This is a genomic window from Paenibacillus sp. FSL R7-0312, from assembly GCF_038004445.1.
In the GTDB taxonomy this organism is placed as follows: Bacteria; Bacillota; Bacilli; order Paenibacillales; family Paenibacillaceae; genus Paenibacillus_AQ.
Map to the genome: position 1 here is coordinate 4839011 of NZ_JBBORE010000001.1, position 26041 is coordinate 4865051.

Annotated in this window: 21 protein-coding genes; 12 read left to right on the plus strand and 9 right to left on the minus strand. The window is 51.4% G+C overall.

The window, feature by feature from the left end; all coding sequences use genetic code 11:
* Positions 1-5 precede the first annotated feature (5 nt).
* The 4 genes from MKX70_RS21295 to MKX70_RS21310 form a co-directional block, all read right to left on the minus strand.
* On the minus strand, positions 6-371 hold the full coding sequence (locus tag MKX70_RS21295; protein WP_042236705.1) for a DUF4190 domain-containing protein: 366 nt from the start codon (positions 369-371) through the stop codon (positions 6-8).
* Positions 372-462: 91 nt separating this feature from the next.
* Positions 463-1236 carry a GNAT family N-acetyltransferase gene (locus MKX70_RS21300; RefSeq protein ID WP_197072937.1) on the minus strand — a complete coding sequence of 258 codons (774 nt, stop codon included), beginning with the start codon at positions 1234-1236 and terminating at the stop codon, positions 463-465.
* A 52-nt stretch (positions 1237-1288) separates the two neighbouring features.
* On the minus strand, positions 1289-2065 hold the full coding sequence (gene murI, locus MKX70_RS21305) for a glutamate racemase (RefSeq protein WP_042236701.1): 777 nt from the start codon (positions 2063-2065) through the stop codon (positions 1289-1291).
* Positions 2066-2278: 213 nt separating this feature from the next.
* Positions 2279-2449: a hypothetical protein gene (locus tag MKX70_RS21310; protein WP_179093454.1), complete on the minus strand. Its 171-nt coding sequence runs from the start codon at positions 2447-2449 to the stop codon at positions 2279-2281.
* 192 nt (positions 2450-2641) lie between these two features.
* Between MKX70_RS21310 and MKX70_RS21315 the strand changes: the two genes are divergently transcribed.
* A complete protein-coding gene (locus MKX70_RS21315) occupies positions 2642-3202 on the plus strand; it encodes a GrpB family protein (RefSeq protein ID WP_231637669.1) in 561 nt (186 codons plus the stop codon).
* On the opposite strand, the gene MKX70_RS21320 is transcribed toward MKX70_RS21315, so the two are convergent.
* The 3 genes from MKX70_RS21320 to MKX70_RS21330 form a co-directional block, all read right to left on the minus strand.
* A complete protein-coding gene (locus MKX70_RS21320) occupies positions 3108-4256 on the minus strand; it encodes a C45 family autoproteolytic acyltransferase/hydolase (protein WP_042236697.1) in 1149 nt (382 codons plus the stop codon). The genes MKX70_RS21315 and MKX70_RS21320 overlap by 95 nt on opposite strands.
* Before the next feature lie 555 nt (positions 4257-4811).
* A complete protein-coding gene (locus tag MKX70_RS21325) occupies positions 4812-4934 on the minus strand; it encodes a hypothetical protein (RefSeq protein WP_269322068.1) in 123 nt (40 codons plus the stop codon).
* A gap of 93 nt (positions 4935-5027) precedes the next feature.
* Entirely contained in the window at positions 5028-5249 is a 222-nt protein-coding gene (locus MKX70_RS21330; protein WP_042236694.1) for a hypothetical protein, read from the minus strand.
* A gap of 298 nt (positions 5250-5547) precedes the next feature.
* Here MKX70_RS21330 and MKX70_RS21335 point away from each other — a divergent pair, with 298 nt between their 5' ends.
* A complete protein-coding gene (locus MKX70_RS21335) occupies positions 5548-8094 on the plus strand; it encodes a diguanylate cyclase domain-containing protein (protein ID WP_340840666.1) in 2547 nt (848 codons plus the stop codon).
* A 157-nt stretch (positions 8095-8251) separates the two neighbouring features.
* On the plus strand, positions 8252-8932 hold the full coding sequence (locus MKX70_RS21340; RefSeq protein WP_340840668.1) for a succinylglutamate desuccinylase/aspartoacylase domain-containing protein: 681 nt from the start codon (positions 8252-8254) through the stop codon (positions 8930-8932).
* An 11-nt stretch (positions 8933-8943) separates the two neighbouring features.
* Here the strand turns inward: MKX70_RS21340 and MKX70_RS21345 are convergent, their stop codons facing one another.
* Positions 8944-10428 (minus strand): hypothetical protein, encoded by a 1485-nt coding sequence (locus tag MKX70_RS21345; protein ID WP_340840670.1) that lies wholly within the window; start codon positions 10426-10428, stop codon positions 8944-8946.
* A gap of 220 nt (positions 10429-10648) precedes the next feature.
* Here MKX70_RS21345 and MKX70_RS21350 point away from each other — a divergent pair, with 220 nt between their 5' ends.
* The 3 genes from MKX70_RS21350 to MKX70_RS21360 are packed head-to-tail and all read left to right on the plus strand — an operon-like array spanning position 10649 to position 12526.
* The gene (locus tag MKX70_RS21350) at positions 10649-11029 is read left to right on the plus strand and encodes a GntR family transcriptional regulator (protein WP_039291902.1); all 381 of its coding nucleotides are present in this window, start codon (positions 10649-10651) and stop codon (positions 11027-11029) included.
* Positions 11026-11895, plus strand: a complete 870-nt coding sequence (locus MKX70_RS21355; RefSeq protein WP_340840671.1) for an ABC transporter ATP-binding protein — start codon at positions 11026-11028, stop codon at positions 11893-11895. The genes MKX70_RS21350 and MKX70_RS21355 overlap by 4 nt, the downstream gene beginning before the upstream one ends.
* Positions 11888-12526, plus strand: a complete 639-nt coding sequence (locus MKX70_RS21360) for an ABC-2 transporter permease (protein WP_042236684.1) — start codon at positions 11888-11890, stop codon at positions 12524-12526. The genes MKX70_RS21355 and MKX70_RS21360 overlap by 8 nt, the downstream gene beginning before the upstream one ends.
* 101 nt (positions 12527-12627) lie before the next feature.
* Here the strand turns inward: MKX70_RS21360 and MKX70_RS21365 are convergent, their stop codons facing one another.
* Positions 12628-12975: a ribosomal protein L7/L12 gene (locus MKX70_RS21365; RefSeq protein WP_340785876.1), complete on the minus strand. Its 348-nt coding sequence runs from the start codon at positions 12973-12975 to the stop codon at positions 12628-12630.
* Positions 12976-13155: 180 nt separating this feature from the next.
* Between MKX70_RS21365 and MKX70_RS21370 the strand changes: the two genes are divergently transcribed.
* The 6 genes from MKX70_RS21370 to MKX70_RS21395 all read left to right on the plus strand — a co-directional run bounded on the left by MKX70_RS21370 (position 13156) and on the right by MKX70_RS21395 (position 26038).
* Entirely contained in the window at positions 13156-13500 is a 345-nt protein-coding gene (locus MKX70_RS21370; protein WP_039291910.1) for a hypothetical protein, read from the plus strand.
* Positions 13501-13577: 77 nt separating this feature from the next.
* The gene (locus tag MKX70_RS21375; RefSeq protein WP_039291913.1) at positions 13578-13769 is read left to right on the plus strand and encodes a hypothetical protein; all 192 of its coding nucleotides are present in this window, start codon (positions 13578-13580) and stop codon (positions 13767-13769) included.
* A gap of 143 nt (positions 13770-13912) precedes the next feature.
* The gene (locus MKX70_RS21380; protein ID WP_340840672.1) at positions 13913-14893 is read left to right on the plus strand and encodes a patatin-like phospholipase family protein; all 981 of its coding nucleotides are present in this window, start codon (positions 13913-13915) and stop codon (positions 14891-14893) included.
* A gap of 352 nt (positions 14894-15245) precedes the next feature.
* Positions 15246-16994, plus strand: coding sequence for an indolepyruvate ferredoxin oxidoreductase subunit alpha (gene iorA, locus MKX70_RS21385; RefSeq protein ID WP_340840673.1), 1749 nt, complete (start codon positions 15246-15248; stop codon positions 16992-16994).
* Between the two features lie 7 nt (positions 16995-17001).
* On the plus strand, positions 17002-17592 hold the full coding sequence (locus MKX70_RS21390; RefSeq protein WP_042236675.1) for an indolepyruvate oxidoreductase subunit beta: 591 nt from the start codon (positions 17002-17004) through the stop codon (positions 17590-17592).
* Complete coding sequence (locus MKX70_RS21395) at positions 17582-26038, plus strand: SDR family NAD(P)-dependent oxidoreductase (RefSeq protein WP_340840675.1); 8457 nt, start codon at positions 17582-17584, stop codon at positions 26036-26038. Before MKX70_RS21390 ends, MKX70_RS21395 begins: the two co-directional genes overlap by 11 nt.
* Positions 26039-26041 lie beyond the last annotated feature (3 nt).

Here is a 26041-nt window from a genome sequence, read left to right on the forward strand (position 1 = left end):
ACCATTTAGAAGCTGTTTAAATTATTGAAATAATTCACCGTGTCGGTGTCAATATTACCAAAAAGCACGAGTGCAAGAACAAACAAGAGGATTAGTACAGCATAAATGATGGTGCCGACAATCCCGCAGACCAGCCCGGCAATCGCCAGCCCCCGCCCTTGCTCAAAGCGGAGACGGATCTCCTTGAAGGCGAGTGCAGCCAGAACGATCGCAATAATCCCGAAGATAAGTCCGATATAAGGAACTACGATGGAGAGAATGCCGAGCACCAGTGCTGCGATCGCTTTGCCGTTCGTCCGCTCTTGGCGGGGCGGCGGGGGAAACTGTTGATAAAATTCCTGATCTCCAAAGGGTGGGGGTTGATAACTCATAGGTTAACTCCTTCATAGTTTGTGAGCAGAGGCTCCAAAGACAGATACCTGTTTCTAACAGTATATATTATTTTGAATGCTGAGATAACCGTTAATAGTTAATCCAGTGCTCAAGCTTCACTGCGGGGGTAAGCCCAATCGATTCAGCCAGACGGATGGAGCTGAGATTGTCTTCAAGTACCTGATACCTCGGAATATATCCTCTTTGCAGAGTGTGGTATAACGCTGTACGGACTACGCGCTGCGCCAATCCGTTTTTTCTTGCGGCAACAGCCGTATGTACAGCTCCAATCTCCCAGACAGACTCCTCATTGCGGAATACAAAACAAGTGCTGAGAGGCACGTCTCCCTCAAACAATGCTACAGAGAAAGCCCCCTCCTGAAAATATTGACTAATTTCCCCTTGTGAATAATCGTTTGCCATCCATAACGGCAGTAGCCGTTCATCTATTGCTTCACTTACGATGCATGCCCCGTCTGCGATGAAGGTTTGGCCTTCGGCCGTAGAATAAGAATAGAGACTGCGGACTTTATGCAGCGTGAAATATGGTTCCAGCGCCTGGCGGTAAGCATCCTCCTGCAGTTTAAATATGAGCCTGGCGTCCCTTGGCAGCAGCTTCAGCAGGGCGGGGAAGACCTCCGGGCTGCTGTAGTCCATAAGCACAACGGTGTCGGCTTCCGGATAGGTTCTGTGATCGTAGGGGAAGGTCACGGCAGGCATCAGCAATAACACCCCCCAGCGATCACGCTGTTCGATCAGCGTACTGTCAATCTGATTGTGATAGGCGGTCATCATTTTGAGCAGCGTTATATTCTTCAGGGGGCTACGGCGTAATCTCCCCATGATCGCTTCATAGTGGCTCAAGTCATACACTTCCTTTTCTCCGGTAATCATCAGCAGCTGAACATAATTAAATTCACAGTTCATCCAGAAGTTTAAACAGTCGATGGTAATTTCCTAATGTGCAGGTATTCTCAACTTTCACACCAGACTTGAAAAAAATGATATCACCAGTACCTTGGTTAACCTGACCTTTGTGTTCGAGTATCCGTTTCAGGTGCCTGGCTGTTCCAATACTTCCTGAGATGAAATCGACGTCTTCAGGGAAAACCTTCTTGAGACTATTCTCGAAATAAGGAAAATGAGTGCATCCGAGTACCACTGTGCCGTACTGCTGCAAATTGAACCGGGACAATTCTTGATGTAAATAGGGGATGATTTTCTTTTCATCAAATTCAAAGCTTTCAGCGAACTGCACCAGTCCGGGAAGAGGTAAACTGTTTACAATTTCCCCATGATCTATACGGTGAACTAAATCATGATACTTCTTCTCCTGCAGCGTAAGTCTTGTGGCTAACACCAGAACCTTTTTTTGTTTTCCTTCTGATTGTTCAATGGCTGGCTTCACAGCCGGCTCGATGCCCAGGATAGGAAAGTCATACCGGCTTCGGAGCTCCTCAATCACGATACTGGTGGCAGTATTACAAGCAATAACCAAAGCTTTTATATTGTGTTTAGCAATGAAATCTACAGCATTTAGAATGTACTTTCTAACTTCTTCTTTTGTTTTCTCTCCATAAGGAACATGTGCAGTGTCTGCGTAAAAGAGGTAATCTTCTTGCGGCAGAAATTTCAGTGCCTGATGAAGCACCGTTAACCCGCCTATTCCGGAGTCAAAAAATCCTATTCGCATATTTCCACTCTTCCCGTGATTATTAGAATGATTGTATTATTCTATCACTACATTAACTTTATCACTACATTGCCCGTTCAGATTCACACACTCTAATTCATATATGAATTCTGATTCCCGGCTGTGCTTGAGATCTGGAATTTCATCGGAAACATAAAAAAAGACCGGACTTCCGCCAAATGTTTCCATCGGCGAAGCCCGGTCCTTTTACATTCAGCTTTCGTTCTTGGTCACGCCATTTAAGCTTGGCACATAATCTTCGGCTTTATCCGGATTCACCATCTGGGGGATTTCGGTGATGCTGGAGTGATTCTGCTGGTTGTTCTTTTTATCGGCACGGTTATCAGCACGGTCATGCTTCGGATCTGCACTGTTCTTGGGCACACTGTTCACCTCCATATCTGATGGATAGTATGAGATAGCGGTTTGCATTTTATCCCGGCAGACTTAACGAAACATAGAATACTTGGCAGGCAGGCATCCTCTCCCGTTGACAGGTGCGCTATAATATATTTACTAAAAACTGTTCTCACCAAGGAGGGGAAGATCATCGCTGAGAAAACAAAAGTTGTTGAAGTGGTTCCCTACGACCCGGCCTGGAAGGCAGAATACGCCAGAATTGAAGCGCGGATGCTGGAGATCGCGGGAGATCTGATCATAGCGGCTGAGCATGTGGGCAGTACCTCCATCGAGGGGTTATCGGCCAAACCCGTTATCGATATCGATCTGGTGATGGAGAGCTATGAGAGGCTGCCGGAGATCATCCGGAGATTACAGCAGTACGGTTATGAGCATCAGGGCAATTTGGGGATTGAGGGCAGGGAAGCCTTCCGGAGCGTGAAGGAGGACGGATTTATGAAATACCACCTTTACGTATGTCCGAAGGACGGGAAGGGATATCTTGAGCATATCGCTTTCCGCAATTATCTGCGCAACCGTCCGTCTGCCCGTGAGGAGTATCAAGCGGTTAAGCAGCGACTCGCGCAAGAATATCGTTATGATATTGATTCGTATTGTGAGGGGAAGACTGCGTTCGTGCACTCTATTCTGCAGAAGGCAGCCGATCCCAGAACCCGGCTGCGGAAGGGCGGTCAGGAAGAACCGCGTGATATTCGCGGACTCCGGCGGGGTCGTTGAACCCAAAGCTCCTCCAGCTGTTCAGCTGCGGGGAACCGAAGCAGATATGCGCCTCTCGGGCCGAGTTATCACAGACCATCGACCATAACGTTCCGAAGCCCTCACTGTAATGATGACAGCAGTCTCCCTTAGGGTATTCTGTTCCTGCGATAGCTTGCATGGCTGCCACGGGGCTTTGGAGGGCAACTTCGTCCGTAAGTGCCGACTGCAGCGCTTCATGCCTTGTTCTCGAATTCCCCATTACCTGCAGATTATGAACCTGCATGGATGGAAGCGTATAATGGTTGGCTGAGAGGACAAGCTGGTTGCGTTTCCCGCCAGCCGCTGCCGGATAATATTGGACCTCTTTTTGTGTACCGGCAGTTTCAACGAGTACGATATCGCCTTTGGCGTCTGCGATCAGGAAATTGCGGTAGTCAGAGATGGGGATACTACGCATAAGCAGCGCCGCTTCTTCCGCAGTGGAGCAGTTATCGAGCAAGACGCGGACCACTCCCGGAAAAATAAAGCCTTCCCCGGTCATCTCCGGCCGGATTCTCCCCGATGTAGTTGTTACGGTAAGTCCTGCATCGTTCATTCCGTCATAACGGCCGAACAGCTGGAGCGCAAAGCCGGTATGCGCAGGTTTGCCCTTCACCCGTGTTGTACTGAGCAGCAGCTGATTATAAGGCTCATCCTCCCAGCCAAAATCATAATTACGCATATGACAGGTATGCCCGCCCGTCCGGTATACAGCCTGCGTGCAGTGGCCGGAAGGCTGGAAGTAGGAGTAATAGAACACAACCTTGCCGGGTTCAATACCTGTCTCGTCGGCGAAGCCTTTGATTTCTTCGTTCATGCCGGGGCAATACTTCTCGAAGTTCTCCATAACTCTATCTGCCGCAGACGGCAGCAGCGGGGAAGCCCCCATGAACGGCGAGGTTAAGAATGAGATGAGCTCGGAATTATGCTTGTAATGAGCGCCCAAGGCACGGCCGACCTCATAATGAGTGCCTTCCGTAACGATATGGGAATATTGTGCGGTCCTGCATTGAATTGGGGGATTAGCATCCATAGTATAATAACCTTCTCTCGTTTACTCTCTGCGCAAAGTAGGTTCATTATAACGGGTGTGCTCGTCAGTCGGCAAAGTCCGTTCCGGCCGAAATATCCGCATGGGCTGCTATACAAGGAAGCACAGTCATTAGATGATCTTATTTTCTTGGACGGAGTAGGAAATACTTGTATTATTGTCATTTTTAAGGTAACTTATTGATATAACTTCCGGATTAACTTTTGCCGGAGGCGCAGTTCAAATGACGGTATATGCAAGCCGAAGAGGAGCATTCCCCCAATGCTCCTTTTTGCGTTGGAATAGGAGCTATGCTTTCTCGATGACGAAGGAATCCAAAAAAATCCTGCACGAAATACAACATTCTTCTCTTGAAATTGAGCTTAAACGAAAAATGTTGTACAAAAGGCAGGATTTCCCTGTGTTGAAGCTTTTGAGCTGAGGAATTGTTGTATTTCATACAACAAACCTTACAAATTTCCTAATATCTATGAGTCCAAGTTGCATTACGTACAACATTTCAAAGCTAAGTAGTGACAGGACTTTCTCAGCCCACCCCTAAGGCCCGAACGAAACATTCTGAAGAAGATACCGGATAACGAAGAAGGCAATGATCAGCACAGAAGCTAATCCCAGCAGAAAAGAAACAATGTCTCTGCCTGAACGTTTATATTTACTCATTACGGTCACCTCGGATTAGTGGGATACGTTAGACCAGAAGCATCCTGGTATAAGAATAATAAAGACCCCTGTGGAGGGGTCAACTCTGGGGCATCAGGCTGTTGTTGCAAATTTCAAGAGTTCATCAGGGACTGCGATTTTACCCAGAACCGCTTCTGCGGCTGCCCAAGCCTGACTGAACTCCGTACCGCTGTATAGGGTGCGGTTACGGGTAGGGCTGGAAAGAGACATATCAAAGACGATAAACTCCCCAGCATCTACTGCAACTCTGAAGCTTACGGAGCGGTCCTGCTTCTGAATCCGTACTTCTTCCATAAGATTTAACCTCCTAAGACTTTCCGCTATCCATAGATATTATACATAATTATTCTATTTCAAACATTAGTGTTTACTGATTTAGTCTTACCCCAAGGACACTCCTAACGGTCCTGCCAGTTCTGAACTGGCGGGATTTTTGTATACATCTGTCCCGGAAAATAACCCGCCCTCCCAGATAGAGTCGTTCCTAAACGTACTGCGCGATTTGTTAACTCTGCCGAAAATAAGATAAAATGAATGAAACTACGCATCATTAATGCTTGGAAATCTTTCACTTCATTGGAGGCGTCGCATCATGTCAGACTTTAAAGCCCATAACGAAAATGATCCGCTCAACCGCACCCTGCTGAACGAAACCGGTCTGGAACTGAGGGAATCGCTGGACCTCACGAACTGTGACAAGGAGCCGATCCATATTCCCGGGCTTATTCAGCCGCATGGCGTGCTGCTGGCAGTGACGCAGGGCAAGGACAATCTTATTGTCCAGGCCAGCCGCAACACAGATGTACTGCTGGGAATTCCTGCAGAGTCGCTGCTCGGAACTTCTATGGCTGAGCTGGTAGGCGATAGTCAGCTTAAGGCCTTACTGGAGCGAAGTGTGAATGCAAAGGAAACTGCAGATTTACAATATATTGTCCTGAAGATTGAAGTTGAAGGAGAGATGACCGGTTTCTTCAGCATTATTCACGAAAGTGAAGGGCTGATGATCGTCGAGCTGGAGCCTGCCTCGGAAGAGGAGGGTGCAGGAGCCAATGATTTTGAATGGATCCGCACATTCTTCGGCCGTATGAAGCAGACTCCAGGCCGGATTGAAGCCAGTCAGGCAGCGGCTGAACAGGTCAAGGAAATGCTCGGTTATGACCGGGTGATGATCTACGAATTCGATGAGGAGTGGAACGGGAAAGTTGTAGCTGAAGCGAAGGAAGAAGGTCTGGAACCGTTCCTCGGGCATCACTACCCGGCATCTGATATCCCCAAGCAGGCGCGTGAGCTGTACTTGCGCAACTGGCTGCGGACCATCGTGGATGTGCACTACACGCCGGTACCGATTATCCCGGTGATTCAGCCCTTAACCGGCAAGCCGCTGAACCTCAGCCTGTCGATCCTGCGCAGTGTCTCCCCGCTGCATATCGAATATTTGCAGAATATGGGGGTTGGAGCGACTACCACCATCTCGTTAATTCATAATAACAAGCTGTGGGGACTGATCACCTGCCATCACCATTCGCCAAAGTATGTACCGCATCGCATCCGCAATCTGTGCAATTTCCTGGGTTCCTTCTTCTCCAGTGAGCTGTACCAGCGCCAGCAGCTGGATACGTATCAGACAGAGCTGCAGCTGCGGACCAAGGCGACACGGATTGTCGATGTTTTCACAGGGAATTCAAGCTCCTTCCGTGTAATTGAGCAGCTGGGAGAGGAAGAGCAGACGCTGCTTGCGCTAATGGATGCTTCAGGAGCTGCTGTATGTTACCAGGACAAGCTGATGCTGTACGGGGTTACGCCTTCCCAGGATCAGGTACGGGAGCTTGCGGGCTGGCTGGCCGGTAAAGCCAGGGATTACACCTACTGTACTTCGGGGCTCAGTCTGGAATACGAATCAGCCAAAGCCTACAAGGACAAGGCCTCCGGCGTGCTGTATCTGGCGCTGACTCCCGGACAGCAGAACTATATGATCTGGTTTAGACCAGAAGTTGTAGAGATTGTGGACTGGGCAGGAGATCCTGCAAAGGCTGTTATTCAGGAGAATGACGGGATTCGTCTGTCTCCCCGGAAATCTTTTGAGAAATGGCGTCAGGTCGTTCAGTCTACTTCACTTCCCTGGAAGGATCAGCATCTCAACATTCTGCCTCAGCTGAAATCTATCCTGCGCGGCCAGACGGAGAATCAGCTGCGTCTGGCCGAAGAACAGGCACTGCAGAATGCACGCAGTCTGCGTCATAATGAACAACGTTATCTGCAGCTGATGGAGCTGTCACCGGTAGCTTTTTTTATGATTACCGATGATATTATCGTCTATAGCAATAACCGTGCGCTGGACCTGATGGCTATAGAGAGGGACAAGTCCCTAACGGGTCAGCCGTTCCTGAAATATGTGCACGAATCATACCGTCCTGCATTGCGTCAGTATTTCTCGGAGCTCAGCCTGAACAAGAGCCAGTTCGTAACCGGCAGCGGACAGTTTCAGAATGCGGATGGACTAACGCTGGACATGAACCTGACACTGGCCTCCGTAATTCACGGCGGCAAACCTTCCATTATGGCTGTTCTGAGTAAGGGGTCTAACGCTGATGCGAAGGGTGAAGCCTACACCACTGTAACTACCCAATTGCAGAGTTACCTGACAACGGATTCCTTAACGGATCTGCCGAACCGGCTGGCGTTCGAGAACGAGCTTACTAAGACATGGAAGGAATGTCTGCGCGCCCAGGATCCGCTTCTTTTACTGTCTATCGACATCGATGATTTCCATTCCTATAATGCGGTCCACGGATTAAAAGGCGGAGATCTGTGTATTCAATCGGTGGCGGATGTACTGAACATCATCAGCAAGCAGCATGGCGCTTACGTCGCCCGCTTCAGCGGAGCTGCCTTCATCCTGACCTTGTCCAGGGCAACCGCCGGAGAGGCGGAGCAGCTGGCCGAAGCTGTGCGCAAGGGTGTCTATGATCTGCAAATTCCCCGCGACCGTTATGAAGAAGAAGGTGTGGTCACCGTAAGTATTGGCGGTCTGCTGAAAGTCCCTCTTACAACGGACCGTACTTCAGAGTTCATTGCCGGGTCGGAGAAGGCGCTCTATGAGGCGAAATCCAACGGAAAAAACCAGGTTGTATTTCATTGAATAACCGTTAAGAACACAGAAGCCGGGTAAGGTCCATCTGGACTTTACCCGGCTTTTTACCGCGCCTGTCTATGTGTCCAATCCACCATTGTCGATCCGCATACATTACAGAATAAAGTGAATGTACTTCTGCATACCTAAACGGAGGTGAAACGCAGTGTCTGTCGAGAAGCATATGCTAGCAGCAGGAACTCCCTATGCCACACCTTATTATGTCGTGAACAGCGTAGCTCCCGGTCCTGTATTTATGATCATCTCCGGTGTCCATGGCAATGAACCGGCGAGTACCCGTGCGGCACAGGGGATCGTAAACCGGTTCAACCGCGGAGAGTGGGTTCTGCGCAGAGGAAAGCTGATTATTGTCCCGCTGGTGAATGTATCCGCACGGCTGAAGGGCATCCGCGGCAAACCTGATTTGAACCGTACCTTCCCGATGGGTACAGGCGCTAAGGCTAGACATCCGTTGTCAGCAGCGGTGTTTCAACTTGCCGCGCGTTATCGTCCATCCTGGTATTTGGATCTGCATGAAGCGAACGGGCTATCACAGCTTAATCCGCGGCGCGTAGGGCAGACGCTGATTATCAGTCCGGCTAGCCGGGCGGCAGGTGTAGCGAAGCAAATTGTGAAGAAGATGAATTTGTCGGTTCCGAATAAAGCTTACCGCTTCAATATCCGCCGCCGGGAGCGCGCCGGGACTTCACGGATGGCTATGCAGCGTCTGCTCGGAGCGAGAGCCGTTACAGTGGAAACCTGCTGGAGTCTCGATTTCTCCTTAAGGGTGCGGCTGCAAAGTGAGATTGTCAGCCATTTCCTGCGGGCTGCGGGTTTAACCGGCTGATGCCGTATAGTTCAGCTGCTCTGGAACACAGGATCTTCCTTGGACTGCTTCCCGTTGCCGGGAACAAATACACTCCCGTAGCTTCCTTTGTAGACAGGAGTGCCGAGTGCTTTCACCCAGTCCTGATACAGCCTCCCGGAGCTGCCGTTCCGCACAATCACATAATCCGGGCGGTCATATTTCACGATATCAGGCAAGTATTCGGAGAAGCCGTACATCGAGCGTTCGAAGGCATTCCAGCCCATGATCCCAATCGAAGCCTTGGTGATAAAAGGGTCCTGGCGCCCGTCACAAAGCACATCCCCGCCGCGGAACATCACATAACCTGAAGACCCATAGCTGGACAGCACCTTAGGCCGCCTGCCTGCCGGTGTATGCTCCAGTACATAGCTCATCTCTAAGACAGGGTAATCTGAAGCAGTCACCACTGGCGGGACCGCGAAGATATATACAGTGTTGATCAGCAACCCGGTGACAAGTCCAAGGGCAACCGCTCTTCCGCTTGCCCGCAGCTTGAGCTTGCCCGGAAGCGGAACCGCTTCGAAGAAGACTGCCGCGAAATAAGGAATGAACAGCCACATGAACAGATTCTGCTTGAAATTGGATACTCCGAGATAGAGAATACCGGTCATCAGGAAGAAGCGAAATGGCCTCCGCTGCAGGGAGAAGGGCAGGGTGACCGCGAAAAAGAGCAGCAGAAGCAGAATAGGCAGCTGGTCCGGCCGGCTGAAGGAGAGTGGCTGCCATTCATTAATGAGCAGATTGTAGTTATTGTGTGTGACGGTGAAGATAAACAGCAGTGCTTGAAGTCCTCCCGGATTCGGCAGGCCGGCTAGCAGGACCAGCAGGAAGACGGCAGCTCGCTTCCAGCTGAGATTGCGCGCAATCAGCGATTCCAGTACGGCCATACCGGTAAACACGGCAATCACCAGCCATACGCCAGTATGGACATTGGCAACGGCACAGGAGAGTATTATCATTGGTGCCGCATATCTGGCCCGGGGCTTCAGCTGATATTCCCGCATGCAGATGAAGAACCAGAGGATCAGTGGAGAGGAGACCATCTGTGGTCTTCCCTTGAAGTAGTTATAGTAGATCCAGCAGGAGACCAGCAGGACAAAGGGCAGGAGCAGAACATGATTCTCCCGCAGACCCAGCTCTTTACGTGATACTTCTCCAAGACGTATAAGCCCCAACAGTAAGCCGAACAGGCACAGGGCGGTTAGCAGATAGATCCCCGGCCAGCCGAACCACTGGTACAGTGGTGTAATCAGCAGCTGAAACCCGGCTTCATGGGGGGTATACGGCAGCTGGTCTCCATAAAAGGTATGTATCGCATGATGCAGCACCTTCCCGTGCTCAAGCATGGAGCGTCCGACCTCCAGATGCCAGAACGTATCTGGATCATTATAAGAATATTTAGGCTGCATGAGCAGCATAACGGCAGCCGTCAGCAGCCCGCAGCTGAGTGGATAAACAATGATTTTTCTAGACATATGAGCTTCTCCTCTGTGTTGGCATTTGGCTTCCGCCTCTATATAACAACACCACTTCCCATAAGTGATTAGATCAATACCTGCGAGAGAGTGGTAGTCCAAATATGCCGCAGCTCCAACCGGAGCGTTGCTAATTAGAGGATTGACACCACTGAACATAGTGTATATATTATATATATACATTAAATACAAATACCGCAAAGGACGCTGGTGCTGCTGCATGAATATTTTGATATCAAGTACGTCCGGTGAACCGATCTACGCCCAGATTGTAGGACAAGTCCGCCAGATGATTCTGCAAGGGGAGCTGGTCTCCGGTACGCCGCTGCCATCGATCCGCTTATTGGCCAAGGAGCTGCAGATCAGTGTCATTACCACGAAGCGGGCTTACGAAGAGCTTGAGCGGGAAGGGCTGGTTAACTCGATTGTCGGTAAGGGCTCTTTTGTTTCGGGGGCGGATCAGGAATATATCCGGGAGCAGCGGCTGCGGATTGTAGAGGGCAAGCTGAAAGAAATCATTGATGAGAGCAGACTGCTGGGCATGGAGTACGCCGAGCTGGCGGAGATGCTGAAACTGCTCTATGAGGAGGAACAGGAATGAGCGATGTAATCCGGTTAGACCATTTAACCAAAAGCTACGACCGGTTTGAGCTGAAGGATATCTCATTGTCCATCAAGGAGGGGTTTATTACAGGCCTGATCGGCCCGAATGGTGCAGGCAAAACTTCGCTGATCAAAATGATGATGGGGATGATCTACCCGGATCAAGGCAATATCACGATATTCGGCCAGAATAACCAGCTATATCAGGCAGTGGTCAAGGAGCGGATCGGTTATGTCTCGGATGAGAATATCTATTATGAGAATCTCACCGTCAAGCAGATGAAGAGAGTTATCGCTCCGTTCTACACCCGCTGGAATGAAGATACATATGTGAAGTTTCAGGAGCTGTTCAAGCTTCCGTCCGGCAAGAAGATCAAGGATCTGTCCAAGGGGATGAAAATCAAATTCTCGCTCGCCATCGCCCTATCCCATGGTGCCGATCTGCTAATCATGGATGAGCCCACCTCGGGGCTTGATCCGATTTTCCGCAGAGAGATGCTGGAGCTGCTCAGTGAGCATATTCAGGACGAGAAGAAATCGATTCTGTTCTCCACCCATAACACGATGGATCTGGACCGGATTGCCGACTATATTGTATTCATCAATGAGGGGCGGATTGTTTTCAATGAGATGAAGGAGAGCATCAGTGAGCGTTACCTTCTGGTCAAAGGCGGGAAGGAACTGCTCGACCGTGATGTCCGGCGCTGGTTCGTCGGCATCCGCGAGAGCGGACTGGGGTTCGAGGGTCTGATCAGCAACCGTTCGGAGGGCGAACGATATTTCAAGGATACTGGGATTTGCGAGACGCCTACTCTGGAAGAAATCATGTATTTTACGGTAAAAGGAAGTGAAGCGCATGTATAGCTCCCTGTATCTGATCCGCAAAGACTTCATCCTTACCCGGAAATTCATTATGCTGCTGGTGCCGTATTATATACTCGTGGGATATACGAATGCGGAAGCCTACACCTTGTTCTCGGTGTTCCCGGCTATGCTGCTGCTGATCAATGCCTGCGCTATTGATATGCAGCATAACAATCAGAAATTTCTGGTCAGTCTTCCTGTACCTAGGCAGCGTCTGATTCAGGCCAAATATTTAACGCTCATTCCTTTCTTGGCCTTCAGCATCCTCTGCACACTGCTACTCTATCTGTTTGCATTTGCGATGGGGAAGATAGACGCTCCGCTCCGCTGGAGAGAGCTGGGCCTTGCGGCCGCGTCTTTTCCGCTGCTTGCTTCCTTCTATCTGCCGCTGTATTTCTGGCTGGGACAAAAGGGCATGCAAGTAGTCAATTTCATATTCATCATGTTAATCATACTGAACGTCACGGCACTCAAAAGTTTATCTGAACGGGTTCCAGCACTCGCTGAATGGTTCCGGACCGGCAGGCTGGACAGCATGCTTCTGCCCCTCATCGGTGTTCTGGCCTATCTTGTTATTATCTACAGCTCTTATATGCTCTCTATGCGGATTTTTGTTAAAAAGGACGTATAACCCCAGCCGGGTTGCCAGCAATCCGGCATCATAAAAAAACGACCTCAGCTTCCACTTTAAAGTGGTGGACGGGGTCGTTTTTGGTTCTGTGCAGGGTCAGGTCAGCGGAAGGGACCGCCTTGTTCCAGATTGTCGATGAAGTCCTTGGCATCCTTCAGGGATAAATTCCGTGCTTCCCGCATTACCTTAATCGCTTGAATCTTCTTGCCCTCCCCGAGCAGCAGATGCAGTCTCCGCTCCAGATCAGGAGCAATCTCCGGGTTCTGCACGAACAGCGGGGTCGGAATGCCGGCTATCCTGCCTCCAGCTCCTGCAGGTCCCCCATAAGCATCCCTCTGCGCCAACTGAGACTCCAGCTCTGTTACGCGCTTTTTGAGACGGAACACACTTAACATAAGCAGCAACACAAGAACCAAAGCCAGAATTGCAATAATATCCGTATTGTCCATGGGAGCGGCTCCTTTCTGCCCTTATAGCATTGATCACAGTAACAAGACCTATCATATTCTACTACCCGCTGAGCAGAAGAATGAACACTTCACTTTATGCAGAATGTCATATTCATCGCTCTAAAAGTATGATATTTTTATGCGAAATTTCAAATATTTATAGAAATGGGGGGCTTACCGGTGATAACTCCGTACAATCTTGAAGAGTATTATGTAAGGATCGGCCGTCTGAAGCAGCGTTATTTATCAGAGCGCTTTGAGCAGGAGCTTCCGGCATTCCATTCTCACCTGGAGGCGGCCCAGTGGTTCCGCAGCATGTTCCCGGGCGGGTTCATTTTTGTGGAGGAGATGGAAGCGGCTAACGCTGAGAGCTATTACTTGTATGACATCATCCACGACCGGGAGCTGTGGGAGCGCAGACAACAGGATTTGAAGACCAAAGGCACCGCTTCCGGACTTGGCATGCTCCTATGCACCCAGCGGGTCGATATTTACGAGGACGGATCCGTGCAAATCGCTTTTTAACAATAAATACTGTTTCAGGACAAATGAATCAAAAGTGAGATTAAATGGTGTATAATCATGGAAAGGGAGGTGATTTCATGGCTGACTTCTTTAATCCGGGGCCACATGCGAATTCGACTGATCCCGGCGGGCATAAAGCCAACCATGACGTGAATGCGCAGAAGTATCACACCGAAGGCCCTCCAGGCTTATGGAGGCAAATATCCGATCTGGTTATTGCCATAGCTGTCATTGCCTTTTTCATTTTTGTGATCATGTGGATCTTTTGATCTGTCTCCCCAACAAGCGGCTGTCCAAGACTGGCTTCATGGTCCTGGTGCATCCGCTTGTTGTTGTTTTACAAGTGAATAAATCAGAGTATCCAACACATACTTACAGAACATCTTTTATTTGTAACAGGAGGGGTACTCAGGTGGAGGCAGATGCAGTCTTTGAAGGCGGTGGCGTAAAGGGAATTGCTTTTGTAGGAGCCATTGAAGTGATGGAATCCAGAGGATACACCTGGAACAAGCTTGCGGGGACTTCTGCCGGCGCGATCATTGCAGCTTTGTTGGCCTGCGGTTACAATAGTGCTGATATCAGAGAGCTGATGAGCTCGCTTGACTATATGAAGCTGCTCGGGCGTACCAGAATGAACAGCCTGCCGATCTTGAACAAAACGCTTCCGTTAATGATGAAGTCAGGCATTTACAGCAACCACATTTTAGAACAGGTAATGACGGAATGGCTGAAGCGTAAGAAAGTTGTAACGTTTGGAGATATTCCCGAAGGCAAGCTTTCGATTATAGTTTCGAATATAAGCAATGGGCGGATTGCAGTTTTCCCGAATGATTTGCCTCACTATGGCCATAAGGCGTCCGAATTCCCCATAGCCGCAGCAGTACGGATGAGCACCACGCTGCCTTTCTTTTTTCAACCCTATGTCTGGCATACGCCCCTTCAGAAGAAACCCTATTATATGCTGGACGGAGGAATGCTTAGCAATTATCCGATCTGGCTATTTGACGTTGATGGAGTCCCACGGTGGCCAACCTTCGGATTCAGACTGTCGGAAAGGCGGACCTATGCCCAATCGATTGAGATCAATGGTCCGGTCTCGTTACTCAAAGGGATGTTCAAAACCATGCTGCAGGCTCATGATCAAAGACATGTAGACAAACATGCGGAAGAGCGCACAATATTTATTCCCACTGGAAAGGTAACGACGACAAAGTTCGAATTGACGGAGGAAGATAAGCATTTCTTGCTCTCATCCGGCCACGCTGCGGCAGATAAATTCCTGGAGACATGGGATTTCGAAGACTATAAGCATAAATTCCGCGAAAATCATGCAGCCGTACCGGTTCAGCCTTTTTCCAGTGAATCCCAGCAGGAGTCCGGAATTTATCACTGAAATCCAAGGCTACTTCTTCCACATTGAGGAGCAGTAGCCTTTTGCTTTGGCCTTTTGCGAGGAAACGACAATAAATGCTATATAAGATAAATATATGTTTTAATTTGGAAAGTCTGCAACAATAGGTTGCGGGCTTTTTAATTATTTCAATTTTGTGAAAATTAGCAGATTAAGGAACTAAATATCTGGAATTTATTAAAAAAAAGTAACAAAGTTAATAGTAACACTATAATATTGATTATAGCCTATAAATAAGTAGTAAACGCCTATAAATGTTAAAAATGTAATCTATGATTTGGGAGTAATGCAGCTGCGCGGTTCTGTTAAATGAGATGAACGAGAGGACGATCCGATGAAAGCTCTAATGATGGGTAATGAGGCAATTGCCAGAGGCGCTTATGAAGCAAATTGTAAAATCATTTCATCCTATCCCGGAACACCGAGTACGGAAATAGTCGAGAGCATCAGTGTCTATGAGGGTGTATATGCCGAATGGGCACCCAACGAAAAGGTAGCTCTGGAAGTAGCAGCAGGCGCCTGTATCGCCGGTATCCGCAGTCTGACCACCATGAAGCACGTAGGGGTGAATGTTGCGGCAGATCCGCTGTTCAATATGACCTATGAAGGTGTAAATGCCGGTCTGGTCATTGTTTCAGCAGATGATCCGGGGATCCATTCCTCTCAGAACGAACAGGACAACCGCATTTATGCCAGTCATGCCAAGATGCCGCTACTCGAGCCGACCAGCTCCCAGGAATGCAAGGATATGATTGTCGAAGCCTATGAGATCAGCGAGCGTTTCAATACGCCTGTTCTGTTCAGGACCACAACCCGGGTGTCCCATTCGAAGGGAATTGTTCACTTCCAGGAAGACCTGGCGGTGGAGGAGAAATTCAGAACCTATAAGAAAAACAAGCTGGACAGGCTGCTCCTTCCGGCCATCTCCAGAAAGCGGCATCTGGAAATCGAAGCGAATCTCCTGGATATTCAGGCGTACTCCAATGCCTCCCCTCTAAATGTAATAGAGTACAGCTCTCCGGAGATCGGCATAGTGACAAGCGGAATATCCTATCAATATGTTAAGGAAGTGTTCGGAGATACGGTAAGCGTGCTGAAGCTGGGCATGAGTTATCCTTTTCCGGACGAGAAGGCCAGAGAATTCGCTGCATGGGCCAAAACAATCTATGTCGTCGAGGAGGGCGAGCCCTTCATCGAAACCTCACTTAAAACGATGGGCATTGCCTGTACTGGTAAGGAGATCATTCCCGTCTGCGGCGAGTTGAACCCGGAAATTATCAGAAAAGCGATCACCCGTGAAGAATTCGACTGCTACGAGGGTGTCCAAGTACCGCCAAGGCCGCCAAGGCTGTGTGCAGGCTGCGGTTATCTGGGGCTGTACAGCGCAGTCAAGCAGCACAGGGACATTATAGCCGCCGGCGATATCGGCTGTTACACGCTGGGCGGCACGGAGCCGATCAAGGCGCTCGACACCGTGCTCTGCATGGGCGCTTCCATCTCTATGGCAACGGGCATGCAGCGTACTCAGGATTTCAAACCGATGGGCAAGAAGGTATTCGCCTTCATCGGTGACTCCACCTTTTTTCACTCAGGTATGACCGGACTGCTGAACGCAGTTTACAACAAGACCCCGATTGTCATCTGTATCCTGGACAATCGCTCCACATCCATGACCGGCAATCAAGAGAACCCGGGCACCGGGCGCACACTGCAGGGCAGCACGTCGGAAGCCATACGGATTGAAGATATCGTGCTCGCACTGGGCATTAAACCGGACAACCTCAGAATATTAGACCCCACCAACCTCCAAGAAACGCAGCAGTGTGTGGAGACAGCCAAGCTCAGCACTGAACCGTTCGTAATCATCTCCAGACATCCTTGTGAACTTCTCAAAAGCAAAGCGGAACCCACAAAAAAATACATCATTAACAATGTTACCTGTGTGAATTGCAAAAAATGCACTATGCTAGGCTGCTCGGCAATCAAAATTGTAAACCGCCAAATTATGATTGACCCGCTGGACTGCAAGGGCTGCAGCATCTGCCAGCAGGTTTGTCCCTATGACAGTATTAAGGAGGCTTAAGCGACCTATGACAGCAGCTACAAGCATTATTTTAGCCGGTGTGGGCGGAAAAGGTGTCATTACTGTAACCAATGTGTTATCCCAGGGATTGGTTGCGCTCGGGTATGACGTGAAGGTCTCCGAGGTGCACGGCATGTCGCAAAGAGGCGGAAGCGTGCATGCGCAGGTTCGTTTTGGCGACAAAATCTACTCTCCCCTGATTGAAATGGGCACAGCAGACTATATTGTCGGCTTCGATCAGATCGAAGCGCTGCGCTGGGGAAGCTTCCTGAAACAGGAGGGGCGGATGCTCGTCAATCTGGCAGAGCTGAATGAAGATACATACAAAGGAAAGTACGAGGACAGCTTCAGCCGGTACAAGCATGTCACTTATGTCGAAGGAACAGCCATTGCCAAGGAAACGGGAAATGTGCGGAATGAGAATTTCGTCATGCTGGGCGCGCTGCTGCAGGCGCTTGGATTTGAATTCGGGGCCTGGAAGAGCACGATGGAGAAGTATATCAAGAAGCAGTATCAGGAGGACAGCATTCTCTCTCTGCTTAGAGGGATGAGGGAACAACGGGTCGCCAGAGAAAAGGAGACGGTATATGAGCTCTAAGGCTTCGGCAAGCAAGCTTAAGCCGCGGAGGGCAGCAGCCGAGCAGGATGTGGCGATTGTCGGCATCGGGTGCAGATTCCCAGAGGCAGAGAATTACAGCAGCTATTGGAACAACATGATCAATCATGTGAATTCCGTCAAGCCTATCAGTTATGACCGCTGGCAGAACGGAAGATACGGACTGAAGAATGAGGCCGACCTCGGCTGGGACAATGAGCAATTTGTGAAATACTGCGCTTCATTATCCGGCATCGACAAGTTTGACAATACCTTTTTTAACTTGTCACCCAGAGAGGTGGCGAGCATGGACCCCCAGCAGCGGATTCTGCTGGAAGAAACATGGCATTGTCTTGAGGATTCAGGGATTCCGCTGCATGAACTCCAGAAGGAACGGACTTCTGTGTATGTCGGAGTTACCGGCAATGACTACGGTCTGATTGCATTGACCGGCGGTGATAAGGTCGATCATTATGCGGGCCTCGGCAACTTCGAGTGTATTGCGGCGAACCGCATCTCGCATGCTCTGGGCCTGACCGGAGAGAGCCTCTCTCTGGATACCGCTTGCTCCTCCTCACTGGTTGCTGTTCACAAAGCAAGACAGAATCTCCAGGCCGGAGAAGCGAAGTATGCCATAGCGGCAGGCGTGTGCCTAGCCTATCATCCATGGCGGTACGTGAGCTTCTCCAAGTCGAATATGATGAGCCGGGACGGACAATGCAAGGCTTTTGACGAGAATGCGGACGGATTTGTGCAGGGAGAGGGCGTTGGCGTCCTGCTGCTGCAGAAGCTGGAGGATGCGGTGCGGGACGGCAACCATGTCTACGGCATTATCCGGGGAACCGCAGTGAACCACTGCGGCGCTTCACAGACCATCGCTGCACCGAGCATGAAAGCGCAGAAGGAATTAGTTGAAGCTGCTTTGCGGGAAGCCCGGGTAGATGCTTCGACCGTCAATTATATTGAGGCGCATGGCACCGGAACCGCTCTTGGCGATCCGATTGAAGTCGAAGCGTTGACCCAGGTGTTCAGGCAGTACACCGATCAGGAACAGTTCTGCACCATTGGCTCGGTCAAGACCAACATCGGTCATTTGGCAAGTGCCTCTGGCGTTGCCGGGATCATCCGGGTGCTGCTGATGATGAAGCATAAGACTATTCCCAAGCTGCTCAACCTTACCGGTCTGAATCCGCTGCTGGACTGGGAGCATACCCCGTTTAAGGTAGCCACGGACAACACAGAGTGGGTGCCGGTAAATGAAGAGACCCCGCTGCGGGCAGGCGTAAGCGGCTTTGGCTTCGGCGGAGTTAATGCCCATGTGATTCTTGAGGCTTACGAGCCGCCGAAACCGGCCAGAGCCAGTAACAAATCCGTACCGGGTGCGCAGCTCTTCACTCTCTCTGCCCTGAACAGCGACAGTATGTACGAGAGTATAGCCGTCTGGAAGTCTCATTTGAATTCGCCGGAGATGGCGGACGCATCCATCGGAGAGTTATGCAAAACGCTGCTTGCAGGCAGACGTCATTGCCGGGAGTACAGAATCGGCGCTGTCATCCGGAGCAGGCAGGAGCTAGCCGAGTATCTGCAATCCGCTGCCTCCGCTGTTAAGCGGCTGGAGCCGGGCCGCAAGCAGTGGTCGGTACATTTCACCAATGTCATCTATACAGGATTCACGGAGATTAAGAGGGTAATGGAAGAGCCGTATATCCGTGAAGTTCTTGAAGAGGTTATTGCCGAAACTGAGCTGCGCGATGGGCCGGCCGCTATCCGAAGTGGCATTACAATTGCCAAATGGAACAAGGATAAGCTTGCCGCCTACTCTTTCCTGATTAATTATACGCTGGCTAAAGTCCTGATCAGTCTTGGGGTAGATGTCGCGTCCGTAAGCGGTGAGCAGCAAGGGACGCTGCTCGCGATGGCGGTCAGCGGAATGATTACGCCTGTTCAGGCGTATGACATGCTGACCGGCAGGGCTACTCTTGCGGAAACTGTGCTGCAAAGACCGAAGCTGACCTTCATAGACCCTGTTCATCAAGTGAGGATTCACCGTATTAACATTGGCCCGGCTTATATTGCTGGCTTGCGCAATGTGTGCATCACCGATGCTGACGCTGCGGCGTTCAGGCATTATGTGAAGAAAGCCAGAATACTCAGCCGGACCCAATTTACCTTTAAGAAATATTTGCGGGATTGGGATCAATCCCCGGCGCTGCAAGCAGCGAAGATGTCCACAGACTCGCTGCTGCATCAGGAGCAGTTGTTAGCTGCCGGTGAGGGCGGCCAGGCAATAGAGCGGCAGCGTGTTCTTCTGCTCTTGATCGCCTACGGTTCGCTGCTGAAGCTGAATCAGAAATGGGATTTGTCGGAACGCATCACTTTAAGTGATACGCGGCTGAGTGAATGGGTCCAGCTTATTCTGGATGAGGTTATATCCAAGGAACTGGCCGTACGGCTGTTAACTACCTCTGATGAAGAAGAGGCTGGAGTGATGGAAGCTGTCCGGAATCAGCTCAATGAACGTCAGGAGCAATTGAATTTAAATGTCCCCTACACCTGTCTGCACGAAGCCAATCACCATATGACAGAAATTGCCGAGCCTGCAAGCTGGAGAGAACAGCTTCAGGAGCAATGTGCAGGGCAGAGCGTTTTGCAGTCTGAGATAATCCGGTTGTGTGCAGGGGACAAGGAAACGGCAGCATTATCGCCTCAGAGTGACGGAGCCTTTGGCTTCCATGAGGTTCTGCTGAAGTTATGGCTGGCTGGCGCAGATTTGGAATGGAACAGGCTGTATCCCGGCGGCAGCTTCATGAAGCAGCCATTGCCCGGCTATGTCTTTAACCGTTCTTCGCATTGGATGGTGGCCCCTCAGGCCGCTCCGGCTCAGAGCCATCCGATGATTGATCTGGCGAAGTCCAGCCCAGAGCGGCTGTTATACGTGAAGACACTTAAGGTGAGCGATTTCTATGTTGGCGAGCATATTGTGGATGAACGGGTGATTTTGCCGGGAGTCGCTTATCTGGAGATGGTCAGGGCGGCCGGCGAATTCGCAGCTCGGACACAGTTGCACTCCATTAAGGATGTGCTATGGGTGAACCGGCTGGAAGTGACCGATACACGGGATGCCTATATTCAGCTCACTCCCGAATCAGGGTACATGAAGTTCCAGGTGTATACAACAGAGAACAGCACCCGGCTTATTCATTGCACAGGCAAGCTCTATACCGGGACTGGACAGCAGGCGACGCGGCACAACTTCAATCTTGACGCTATTCAGGCCCGGGGCGGAGTCAGAATTGCCAAGGATTTCTGCTACAACGAGGTCTTTGGCAGCTCTATCGGTTTTCAATATGGACCAAGCTTCCAGTCTACAACAGAAGCACTGTGCGGAAGCGGAGAATCGCTGGAGAAGCTCGACCTTCCTCCGGACCTGCTGCCTGCATTTAGCCAATATATGCTGCACCCGTCCCTTGTCGATGCTGCGCTACGGGCAGTGACCTGGATCGGCGGAGCCGAAGCGTACAAGCAGCTTAGATTACATATTCCGTTCGCACTCGGTGAAGTCCGCATCTACGGCAGGCTGACGCCAAGCTGCTATTCATATGCGGAGATCGTACCGGAGACAGCAGGCAAGGCTGCGGGGATGAAGCGGTTCAATGTCTATATTCTGAATGAGCAGGGGGAAGTGCTGGTGGAAGCCAGAGACTTCACGATCCGGGCTATTCAGCCAACCAATCCGGTGAGTACGGCAAGTCGCATTCACCTGTATACCGAGCGCTGGCAGGAAGCACAGCTTCCGGAAGCCTGGGGGCTTGGCAGCCAAAGTGAAGGGATCAGCAAGGCCGAAGTGAAGAATATGCTGTATATGGTCCGGGACAAAGGGAAGGTTCAACGGCTGACAGAAGCATTCGCCCGGGAGCATACGGTGCCGGACAACATCATTATTGTGAATCCGGGAGCGGACTACAGCGCAGCTGCAGGAAATAAGGAATACAGCATCCGGCCTGAACAGGAAGCGGATTATAGCAGGCTGCTCACGGAGCTGCTGGCAAAGGGGATAAGGATTGACGCTATTCTGTATGAGTGGGATGGGGAACAGGCAGAGATCCTGAACGCTTTTTATCCGGTTCTGTATCTGTTCAAGGCGGTTACTCAGCTCTATTCCCAAGCACAGGTCCGCTTCTTGCTGGGCGCAGTCCGCAGCGGCAGCCAGCCGGGAGCGGGAATGCTGCGGGGGCTGTCCAAGGCCCTTCAGGCCACCAACCGCAGCTTCATCCCGTCCATAATGTATTGCGACTATGCTGAAGAAATTCCGTTCTACGCGGCGCAAGAGCTGCTGTACCGCAAGCAGGCGTCCTTTGTGGAAATTAGTTATACAGGCGGAGCGAGAGCCAGCCGTGTCGTCCTTCCGCTGGAGTCATTACCGGAAGCAGAATTCAGCGGTTTCCGCAAACAGGGTACCTACCTGATTACCGGCGGAATGGGTAAGCTCGGACTTGCCGTGGCCGAATTTGCCCTGCGGAATTATGAAGCCAATGTGGTGCTGACCGGAAGATCCGCACTGGATGAACCGAGAAGACGTGAGCTTGAGCGGCTGCAGAGTTATCCCGGGCAGGTTATTTACTTGCCTGGTGATATCGCGGAGCGGCGAACTGCCGTAGAGATCGTGGCGCAGGCCCAAGAGGCTTTTCATTCCATTCAAGGCGTCATTCATTGTGCCGGAGTGCTTGGTGAGCATCCGCTCATGGAAGCCAGTCCTGAACAGATGGCAGAAGTGCTGCTGCCCAAGATCCAGGGAGCGATCAACCTGGATGAAGCTACGCAGCTGGAGAAGCTGGACTTCTTCGTGCTTTTCTCGTCCATTTCCGCAATCATTGGAGATTTCGCCAGAGGCACTTATGCGGCGGCGAACAGTTATCTCGACCGCTTCGCCTTACTCCGGGCTGAGCAGGTTAAGGAGGGGATCCGTTCAGGTGCATCCCTGTCCATCAACTGGCCGGTGTGGAATGACGGCGCGATGCAGTTGTCCGGAGAGGAAGCCGTACAATACCGCCAGCAGGCCGGGATGGAGCAGCTGGATACACAGACTGGTCTTGAACTGCTGGAGCAGCTGGTCCGCACGGGTGAATCCCGTATTATTGTAGTCTGCGGAGAACGGCAGCAGCTGAGCCGGGTACTTGCGGCAGTTACAGAAGAGAAGCCGCAGCAGGAGAGGGTGCTGAATGCTTCCGCGCAGAGTGTTCATGAGCGGCAGCGGGCAGCAGCGGTAACGGTAACGGGCGGGGCAACAGCTCCACTGAAGCTTCCGTTTCCGCCAATCCAGCAGCAGCCGCTTCATAGCGGTCTTGTCTCCACCGTTAAGGTGGAGGAAGCTGTTCAGCAATACTTGAAAGGAGTCGTGTCGCAGGCGACCGGGGTTCCGGCAGCGCAGCTTGAAGCCTCAGCCGACTTCTCCAAATACGGCATCGACTCCATCATGATCATGGAGCTGAATGGGATCCTGGGCAAGGACTTCTCCGATTTGCCAAGCACGCTTTTCTTTGAATACAGCACGATTGCTCTTCTAGCGGCATTCTTTATGGATAATCATGCGGAATTCTTTCAGCAGTCCGCCGGGGAACCAGGTCAGAGCGGGGGATCAGAGCAACGAGGAACCGCAGTGGAAGAAGCGGCCGAACAAGTGATGCCAGAAGCGGTGTCAGCAGAAACGGGAACTGTCCATGATGTGGCTGTAAAAGAGGAAGCTGCCCCCGCCATGTCCCTGCATCAGGGTGCAGAAGCAGTAAGCGGGGATATTGCGATTATCGGCTTAAGCGGACAGTACCCGATGGCGGATACGCTGGAGGAATTCTGGGATGTGCTAAGCGGGGGGCGGGACTGCGTTACGGAGATTCCGCCGGAGCGCTGGGATTACCGCAAGGATTACCATCCAGAGAAAGGCAAGCCGGGCAAAGTGTACACCAAGTGGGGCGCGTTCATGAAGGATGTCGAGAAATTCGATGCCGGATTCTTCCATATCTCCCCGCGGGAAGCGGAGCTGATGGACCCGCAGGAGCGGCTCATGCTCCAGACCACCTACCACACGCTGGAGGATGCGGGAGCTGCCGCGGATACCCTCTCCGGCAAAAAGGTTGGCGTGTTTATCGGCGTAATGAATTCCCATTATCAGCTGCTAGGTGTCGAGCAATACCATAACGGCCGGCTCATGGATGTCCGTTCTTCGTTTGCTTCCATCGCTAACCGGATTTCATATCATTTCAACTTCAAGGGACCAAGCCTGGCCATTGATACGATGTGCTCGTCTGCGCTGGTGGCTATCCATATGGCCTGCGAGAGCATCCGGCATGGTGAGAGTGAGATGGCGGTGGCCGGTAGTGTCAACACCCTAGTACATCCGGCAAAATATATCTTCCTGACCGATCAGCGATTCGGCTCCACGGAAGGCAAGTGCCGGGCCTTCGGCCAGGGCGGGGACGGCTATGTTCCCGGTGAAGGCGTTGGCGCGGTTCTGCTGAAACCGCTGGAGGCGGCGCTCCGCGACGGGGACTCAGTCTATGGTTTTATCAAAGGAACGGCAGTCAATCACGGCGGCAAGGTCAGTTCTTATACTGTGCCTAATCCGAATGCCCAGTCTGAGCTGATTGAGGAGGCGCTGCGGAGGTCTGGCGTGCATCCCGAGCAGATCAGTTACATTGAGGCCCATGGTACCGGAACCGCGCTGGGAGACCCGATCGAGGTGGCCGGGTTAACGAAGGCGTTCAAGAAATTCACCGCCAAAACGCAGTTTTGCGCCATTGGCTCGGTCAAGAGTAATATCGGACATCTCGAATCAGCAGCCGGGATGGCCTCCTTGACCAAGGTGCTGCTGCAAATGAAGCACAAGCAGCTGGTGCCTTCAATTCTCGCGGAGCAGCTCAACGAGAATATAGATTTTGTCAAGACACCGTTCTATGTACAGCGTTCGCTCCAGCCGTGGAAGCCGCTTATGGAGGAGACGCCGGATGGCCTGAAGGTTCAGCCGCTCAGGGCGGGCATCAGCTCCTTCGGGGCAGGCGGCACCAACGCCCACATTGTGATTGAGCAATATGAGCCGGACGTACCTCCCGCAGCGCAGAGTGAGGAGCAGCTCATCGTGCTGTCCGCCAAGAGCAGGGACAAGCTGCAGGCGCAGGCCCGGCAGCTCGCGGCATTTATCGCCCGCCACCGGACGGGTGGACGGGCTGTGGACACAAGTGAGCTAATAACCGCCCGATTACAGGCTGTCCGTAACCGCTGTCTGGACGTTGTCGCGGAAGTGCTTGGCGTGAACCCCGGGCAGATCGACTATGACGAAATTCTGACTGAGCTGTGCGCGGATGCTGTACACCAGGTTAGGCTGGCAGATGCCATCAATGAGCTGGTTCAGGAACATGCTGCCGACAGCACATTAGGGGCTACCCGGTCGCTGCGTGAGCTGATGAATCATCTGGAAGCGGCTGAGCTTAGCCGGAGGAATGCCGGAATCGGATTTGATACCCAGGCTTACGCCGAGACTGCTGCGGCTAGTGCAGCGGGGATGGATGCCGCCCATACAGAAGGATATACACTGCGCCTGGAGGATATCGCTTATACGCTGCAGGTTGGGCGGGAAGCTTTTACCGAGAGAGTGGCCATTGTCAGCCGGAATATAGGAGAGCTTAGGGAAGTATTAATCCGCTTTGCCTCCGGAGAACCGAATTTGCCGGATGTCTACACAGGCAGCCTGGACCCGCAGCGTGATATTGCCGCCATTCTGTTCCAGAACGAATCCGGGCATCAGTTTATCGACAGCGCGGTTCGTAACAGACAATGGCCGCAGATTGCCCAGCTCTGGCTGCTGAAGGCGAAGATAGACTGGAAGCTGCTGCATGATGAACGCAGCCGTGCACGGGTGATTCCGCTGCCGAATTATATTTTTGACAAAAAGAGATATTGGATCGGCAATAGCTTCTCGGCGTCTGCCGCAGAGGCCAATCGCTACACGCTTGAAGCGGAGCCGGATTGTGAATCGGAACCGGCCTGTGATGAGCAGAACAAGAGCCTTCGGCCACAAACATCACAGACTCCGCAAACCGTGACGCCGGCAGAATCGATCGGATATGTAGAAACGTCAGCAGACTCGGTGGAGCAATGTCTGAACCGCACGCTGGAGGAGGTCATTTATTTGGAGGCCGGAGAGGTTAACGCCGATCTTCCCTTCTCGGAACTGGGTGTGAATTCTGTGTTGACGCTGGAACTGATAGACAAGCTGAACGATCGCCTCGGCCTTGCGCTGCATTCCAATGATCTGTTCAATTACAACACGGTACGGCTGCTAACTGCCCATATTCTGGAGACAGCAGGAACGGGATCTGCGACCTCCGGGAACTCCGGGCTGACGGTGGATAGCCCTATAGATCTGAATGAACTTGAACTCTTACTGGAGGGGAGCTAATGC

What these genes read in the sequence shown, in the direction of transcription:
- MKX70_RS21295 (WP_042236705.1), bottom strand. Translation starts at nt 371, where the DNA reads ATGAGTTATCAACCCCCACCCTTTGGAGATCAGGAATTTTATCAACAG.
- murI (WP_042236701.1), bottom strand. Translation starts at nt 2,065, where the DNA reads ATGCGAATAGGATTTTTTGACTCCGGAATAGGCGGGTTAACGGTGCTT.
- MKX70_RS21320 (WP_042236697.1), bottom strand. Translation starts at nt 4,256, where the DNA reads ATGGATGCTAATCCCCCAATTCAATGCAGGACCGCACAATATTCCCAT.
- MKX70_RS21325 (WP_269322068.1), bottom strand. Translation starts at nt 4,934, where the DNA reads ATGAGTAAATATAAACGTTCAGGCAGAGACATTGTTTCTTTTCTGCTG.
- MKX70_RS21330 (WP_042236694.1), bottom strand. Translation starts at nt 5,249, where the DNA reads ATGGAAGAAGTACGGATTCAGAAGCAGGACCGCTCCGTAAGCTTCAGA.
- MKX70_RS21335 (WP_340840666.1), top strand. Translation starts at nt 5,548, where the DNA reads ATGTCAGACTTTAAAGCCCATAACGAAAATGATCCGCTCAACCGCACC.
- MKX70_RS21345 (WP_340840670.1), bottom strand. Translation starts at nt 10,428, where the DNA reads ATGTCTAGAAAAATCATTGTTTATCCACTCAGCTGCGGGCTGCTGACG.
- MKX70_RS21350 (WP_039291902.1), top strand. Translation starts at nt 10,649, where the DNA reads ATGAATATTTTGATATCAAGTACGTCCGGTGAACCGATCTACGCCCAG.
- MKX70_RS21355 (WP_340840671.1), top strand. Translation starts at nt 11,026, where the DNA reads ATGAGCGATGTAATCCGGTTAGACCATTTAACCAAAAGCTACGACCGG.
- MKX70_RS21360 (WP_042236684.1), top strand. Translation starts at nt 11,888, where the DNA reads ATGTATAGCTCCCTGTATCTGATCCGCAAAGACTTCATCCTTACCCGG.
- MKX70_RS21365 (WP_340785876.1), bottom strand. Translation starts at nt 12,975, where the DNA reads ATGGACAATACGGATATTATTGCAATTCTGGCTTTGGTTCTTGTGTTG.
- MKX70_RS21375 (WP_039291913.1), top strand. Translation starts at nt 13,578, where the DNA reads ATGGCTGACTTCTTTAATCCGGGGCCACATGCGAATTCGACTGATCCC.
- iorA (WP_340840673.1), top strand. Translation starts at nt 15,246, where the DNA reads ATGAAAGCTCTAATGATGGGTAATGAGGCAATTGCCAGAGGCGCTTAT.
- MKX70_RS21390 (WP_042236675.1), top strand. Translation starts at nt 17,002, where the DNA reads ATGACAGCAGCTACAAGCATTATTTTAGCCGGTGTGGGCGGAAAAGGT.
- MKX70_RS21395 (WP_340840675.1), top strand. Translation starts at nt 17,582, where the DNA reads ATGAGCTCTAAGGCTTCGGCAAGCAAGCTTAAGCCGCGGAGGGCAGCA.